Below are 7,065 nucleotides of genomic sequence, written 5' to 3' on the forward strand. Positions count from 1 at the left end.
GCCAGCACCTGGAAGGTGAGTTGAACGATATTCTGGCCGGTGACGCCCATCCGGGTTTCCATTTGTTTGCCACGACAAACCCACCCGAGTACAGCGGACGCAAACCGCTATCACCGGCACTGAAAGGGCGTTTCCGACATTTACCAGTACGGCAGTATAACCCGGCAGAGTTGCAGAGCATTGCTGAGAAAGTATTGCCAGAGACCCCGCAGGGGAAAGTCGTGGCTGAAAAGCTGACTCGGCTACATTGTCAATTGAGAGCATGCCTGCATCAGAAAAAACTGCCGTTTCAGCCCACCAGCCTTGATTTGCAGAATGTCGCCAAAGCGGTTCTCAGCAAGAACGATTTTACCGAAGACGGACTTCATCAATGCCTCAATCAGCACTACCGGCTTTATCTGATGGCAGCTGACCTATCGTTGGAGGAACTGCCAAAGTCACCGGCTCTGGCCATAGGTAAAGGATCACTTGATTCTGGACTTTGCGAATGGCTCAACCGAACGGTATCGGGTATCTGTCGTCCGTGGTTGATACGACAAAGTGATCGCAACAGTATTGATGAAAAAGGCCATGAAATTCGTATTAAGACTCAGCTGAGTACAGAAGCAGCCAAAACAGAAATCATCAGAATGGTGGCTCATGTAAAGTGGCAGGCAACCGGTCTTTCCCTGAAGCCGGATCAGTCGGACGATATTCTAACCAGAGCACTTTACCGATACTGGCAGCAACGCTGGTTTGATCATGAGTTTGGCTTGAAGGACGTAGACGCTGATAGTGTATTTCCACTGACGGAAGAGCAAAAACAAACGCTGAGACTACCGGCTTCCCTGCCTTATCTTCACGAGGCTGATCAGCGGATAGAGGCATGGAACAGCCATAAAGTTCAACCCTGTCCTGCGCTTTGGCATCAGATGATTGATTTGCCGAACCATTGGGCTGAGGCTCCTGAAAAATACAATCCGAAAGTCGACAAGAATCGGGCAGAGACACTGGACCGGGAAACGAACTATGAGGGCCTGGAGACGTCACTGGTTTACGAGTATAAAATTTTTGATACACAGGATCCTCCTCCCCATATGTATCGTTGCCAGGCAGAGGATATTCGTGTGTCTGCCAAGGGTGATATCACACTGATCAATATTAGTAGCCAGTACATTCATGGAGCCGAAATCCTCATACCAGACCCGTTACCAGGGCATAACCAGACTGTGACATTGACCAGTGATCAGACGCTGGCGATCTTTAACCAGTCATCAAAAAATGGTCAATTTGCATTACCCAGTCTGAAGCCTGACGACCATATTGTGGCCCTGCGCATAGATCCCGAGCTGGCATTTACCCTGGTCAGGGACCGATATACCGGACTTCACACGGTGTTCATTCCGGAGGCCAACGCCGAACAGAAAATTCAATTCACTTATATCGTAGAACCCAAACAACCGGATGGAAAAATACGTGTTCAAGAAGCCCGACCAGAACGAGCAACCTATCTTGACACCCATTGTTCAAAAGGTATGAAAACAGTCATAGAGAATCTTCTTGCGGCCATTGATGACCTGGATCCACCCGCAGAACAGATGCCCTTGTGGAAAATAAAAAATGCCAGAAGCACGACGCAACGAATTAAGGCGATAACGGCCTATTGCCAAGCTTTTTCCGGTAAGGCCCAACCAGAGAATAATGAAAATTTCTTTCAATTTCTCGTCACACAGCGGCAAGGTAGCTGCCGTCATCGTGTGCCTGTTTTTATTGCTTTTTGTCGTTATTACGGGATTCAATGTCGGCAAATAAGTAACTCTAACCACAGCTTTGCCGAGTATTCTTTGGATAAAGGCAAAACCTGGAAGTCAGTGGATTTGGGCGGGGAGCCTGTGCAGCTAAAAGAAATCGTTCCTGACTTCCAGCTCACCAGAAAGGTCCACGGTTCCGGCACTGAGTTAAAGAAGATTAAGAATCTCCTGAAAAGGGCTGATTCAGCACAATGTGAAGCCCTGGCTGAAGCCCTCGGTATACGGCTTGAGGCACTGAACGAAGCCCTTGAGACAAACAGCGCACTGCCAAAAATAAATCTGGATACTGTCGAACTGGTAAGAAGTCTTTGGGCACGGAGAGATTTAGCCGGTTTTTCCATGGGCGTCTCAATCATCGAGTCGCAAGAGGCAGAAGCATTGAGCCATTACGAGAAGGAATTGTTCGGTGGTATGCCTTACCACGATCTCGGCGGTATGCCTTGCTACAGTCGACAGACCTATAAGCCGATGTCTGATGCAGTCAGAGAAATATTGTATGCAAACGATGAAGATCAGGTCACTGAGCCACTCAGGTTACTCCATTCAAAAATGATTGATAAGGCCGGAGCATGCCGACACCAGTGGTTGAGTTCAATAGTGGATGTTCTGCTGGAAAGCAGTGACTTAACCAAGCCTTCGTTTATTCAATTTGCCCGTGAAGCCCTGGCATTAGGGTGGCTGGATCCACTGCCGATTTATGAAAGTCAAATTGTAAATCACGGTGAACATTATGAGTTATTGTTGCGTCTGGAAGCCATCAATGAACTGAAGGTTAATGCCGTTAATTGCATGAAAAAATGGTACAAGGCGTTGTTGTCCCGGGAAAAAAATAGCCAGGTATGGCAGCACACTTATATAAGCTCCCGAGTGAGAGAAAGTAATGCCTTGTTTGTCACTCATTGTCATGATGGGTTTTCCACAACCCTTGAAAATCTCATTGCCAAACGATCTTTACAAATTGCCTGGACGGACCAACCTGAGGGCGTTCCGAATATAGAACGATTGCTGGTGCGCCATCCTGCGTTCCCACAGTTAAACTCGGGCAAAGCGAACTACCGTCCGGTGATTATCCTGGGGCAACCTCGCTGGTACGACGAAGGGATGAGTGAAAAGACCGAGGCCCTGTTTCGACTAAAAATTGAGAACAACCCGAATTTGAAGCTGATATGGACACAAATGAATGAACGAGCGGAAATAAATCAACAATTCACTAAAGCTATGCAGGCATTGAGTAAAGAATTCAAAGTAGCTCCTGGTGCCCAGCGATCTAAAGATCAGGAAGAAAAATATCAGCAAAAAATGGCTGATATCAATAGCCACTACATGTCCAGGCTAGATTCCCTTCTTGATGTGCCGTTTCAAAAGGAAACGCCTGTGGATCATTTGAAGTACAAATGCATGGAAGCGATTGAGCATGCCTTCATTCATTACCTGTATGAAGTGACACACTCGAAAGGCGCACGCTTAACGTATTGTTGGGCCGGTGCTCGAATCAGGTCTGAGGGTCGCCCGAACCACTTCGGCGCTCATGATCCATCCTCACCTGAAGAGCTGTATGCCATGATGAGTGTTATTCAGAGTTCTTCCCGTCTTCAGGACACTGTAAAGGATGCTTACTTAAGTCAGGCTCATAACGCCAGTAACGCCCTGGTGCTTAAGTCCGATGAGCTGACAAAAATTGCCGAAGAGTTTTTGAGCACCGTGAACTTGAATTCGATGAGTGACGCTCTGGATACATGGTAACCGTATGGTCATGTTGAGTTTTTCGAGATCAATGATTTCCTTCAATGGTTCCGGGCAACTATCCTAATTGAACTTTCATTCCATTTTAATATCCAACTATCAAACAATTTCAATGCAGTCTTTTAAAAGATATTAGAAAGGGTGGTTGGCTATGGATAGTCGGATCGGGGAAATAAACAAATCGGTTCTTGATAGTGACGTTTATGATACTAACGTACCATTAAAAAAACCAAAGCTGGAATTATCGGCAAATGATGTAGCGATCTGCTCTGATGTCATTACCAAACTCAATGTATCGTCACCTCAGATTAAGTCACCTGACCGGGAGAGAACCGTATCCTCAACGGATTCCTCACTCCAAAAGCCTCCTCATGCTTTCGATTTTCGTTTTGTCACCAGTGATGATGAGGTTCGACAGCTTTTAATTGCGCGGACCTGCGATGAACACCGGGATGTCACCCTTATTTCCCATCCCGATGACCTCTCACAGGCTAACCTGGTGTGCCGGTTAAGCATTTCCGGTGATGGTCACCAAGCTCTAAGCCCGGGCAAGCTGTTTGAAGGTTCGCAGCCATTGACTCTGGTGCTGGATATCCGAAAGCTCACCAGCGAGGAACTGCCCAAATTTAACGACCTGCTGGACCCGGACAACCCCTGTCTGTACGACAAAGTCAGCCAGAAGAAGCGCCCCCTGGGCGAGCATGTTGCTCTGCTGGTCGTGGCAGACCCTGAACAGTTGACATCGATTGGCCAGCGTGAAGACTCACCTGGTGCTGATTTCTGGCGGCGGATTAATCGACCGGGCAATACCTGGCAGTTCGACGCACAGACCGACAATGATCCATCGATGGACGACGATGTTCATATGATATTGATTGAACTCCCTGCTGCCGAAAGCGCAATGGATAACGACAATACCGTTCTTATTGACTGCCACTTGCACAGTAACTGGCGACAGTTGCTGTTGGGCGGTCCCGGTGTAGATAAACAGGGACGAATTAAGCACCTTCCCGGCAGGCTTGAGTCACTGAAGGCCGGACAACAGGTGATTCTGAAAGGGGCCAACTGGCAGGATCTGGCCTTCGAACAGACAATTCGGCAAATGCTGGCGCAGCAGTGCTTTGAGAGCAATGGGAAGGTCTGTCAGTTACCCGACAATGTTCAGTTTTATCAGATGCCGGTAGGGAAGAACGAACTTCATTCACTGTTCCAAAGCCTGTCCCACTCATGTGATAAAAAAGAAGAGCAGGCACCAAAAAATCCGATCATCATTAACGAAAGTAACATCAGGGAATGGCTGAGCCCGATTGCCATTGCCCCGGAAGGCCATGCAGTGCCTAACACCTGTCTGTTGGAACAGGTTCGGGCGGGTGGTGTAGTCACCGTCACTTCGCCCCTCACTGAAGCACTCTGGTTTCGCTTACTGGGTTCACTGAAGACCATCAGGGAGACGACAGGCCTGAAGCTCCAATTACAGGTGGCTCATTCAAGGCAGCAGCCGAAAGCTCTGGGATTGACAGAAAACGATGAGCACTCAATGAGAGATCATGCCGTTTTTAGAACCATCACTTACCAGCAACATGCCCAAGCCAGTCATTGGATCAATGATCAGCCGGAAACACCTCTGGTCATCCAGGTCAATGAACAAACCCGCTTCTGCCAGCTATTTGATAACATCCATATCACCTCCGAGCAAAAGGCGTATTTTGGACGACGTCAGAGTCAGTTGCAGGAGGCATTAACGGCTGGCAAGCCAGTGGTATTCCTGGGACTTGAGAGTAACCCATCGCTTCAGCAACTGCTGGAACCCCTGGTTGTGGGACAGCCAATGTTGGTAAATGGTCAATTACAGGCCTACCCACAAGCTCATGTCACACTGCTCTGGCCTGAGTCCTCAGAAAGCCCATCTTCAGTATTGAGTTCGATGGTCGCCACGGGTAAACCCTGTTCTGCGGTCGATCTCTGGGATATCAATGCGGACAAGCATGATATCCCCCGGACTGAACTGCCAGAACAAGCGCTTGATGATCTTTACGAAGCGTTTAAAACCGTACCTGCTCACCTGTGTAACCCTCTGCCTGAAATAACCGAAGGGTTATTAAATAACCTGATACTGGCTGCCCGACGGGCACAGCGGGTTGACCAGTCCTCCCTGCTCCTGCCCCGCCATTGGCGCAAGGCCATCAATAGTGTCATCACCCATGGCTTGCGGCAGAATCCGTCAGTGCGTGATTTTATGAAAGTGGTTTGTTGGCAGTTACTGCCGGACGCTTATAAAAAGCTCGATGAGGGTCAAACTGCCTGTGTAGATCCGGATCAGTTAAATGAAATCATCAATAGTGCCCCACGTTTAGACAGAGCGTTTGTGAAGCAAAACCTGTGGTCACTGATCAGAGCCTCTGACCCGAAGGTGTTTAAGCAAGCAAAACTGTCCTATCAAACTTTATCTCCGCAATGGGATGAAGAGGAAGTTCTGGACTGGCTCTGTGCCCTGATCGTGGCCCATACCTCTGAACAACAACGAGATGCAATGGCCTGCCAGTTGAAAGTCGATCCCGCAGCAGAGACCTGCCAATCGTTCACCATCAGGCCATCAAGACAGATTAAACGTTTGCAAGATGCACTGGCTTCTGGCTGGCAGTTACCTTTGCCATCAGGCCAGACCCGATCCGATGCCATTCACGCTCTGGCCACCGATTGTTTTCATATTGCCAGAACAGCAAATTCCGACGCAGAAGGCATTGAACGTATAAAAGACAGACTGTCTGAATCACTGGCATGGCAGGGTTCCGCTGATAAGCCTTTGTCAGCACTGGCTCAGGATCTTTATCACGGCCTGATAAATCAGAAAGATCGTGAAAGTCGTCGATTATCCCGACTCCATGACCGGCTTACAGACTCTCCCGTTCTATTCCTGCAAGGGGAAACCGGCACCGGAAAAAGTTACTTTTCCGCCAAAATGGCAAAGGCTTCCGGTCAGGCAGCGGTGCTTTCCCTTGGACCTTCTGACAGCGAACAGACTCTGATGAAACGCTGGCAGTGGCAAGCACACGCCGATGGCGACCGCTCTATGTTGCAGCAAAACCGGGTGCTGATGGAATGGGCCCAAAGCGAATCTGACAAAGACGGAGAATACACAACACTGGTTCTGGATGAAGCCAACCTCACCAAGGCAGGATTGCTGTCATCACTGAACGGCTTATGGGAACCCGAACCCTGCATCTATGTGAATGGTCATCCAGTCAAGGTCAGCTCAAAACATCGGGTGATTCTCACTGGTAACCCGGATCATTACGCCGGGCGCCAACTGGACCCGGCCCTGAAAGAGAAACTGTCGAAAGCTTACTACGCTCGCTTGGACCAGACTTTCCTCCGGGACAGGGTAGTGGAACCGGCGCTGGCCAGTCATTTACAACGGCATCTGCCTGATTCTGAAATAAACACGATTGCACAGAGTGCCACCAAGAGTGTGATGGTACTCTGGCAATATTATCAGGAACTGTTGCCAGAGCATGAGTTTACCCCCAGGGAT

At 48.9% G+C, this 7,065-nt stretch carries 2 protein-coding genes; both read left to right on the forward strand.

Annotated elements, in window-relative coordinates:
- On the forward strand, window positions 1–3,533 hold a 3,533-nt coding region (locus KDK18_RS01830), incomplete at its 5' end, for a transglutaminase domain-containing protein (protein ID WP_257252770.1).
- 151 nt (window positions 3,534–3,684) lie between these two features.
- Window positions 3,685–7,065, forward strand: a 3,381-nt coding sequence (locus KDK18_RS01835) for an AAA family ATPase (protein WP_257252773.1), incomplete at its 3' end; no start/stop codon positions are given.

The organism is Endozoicomonas sp. SESOKO3, assembly GCF_024606255.1.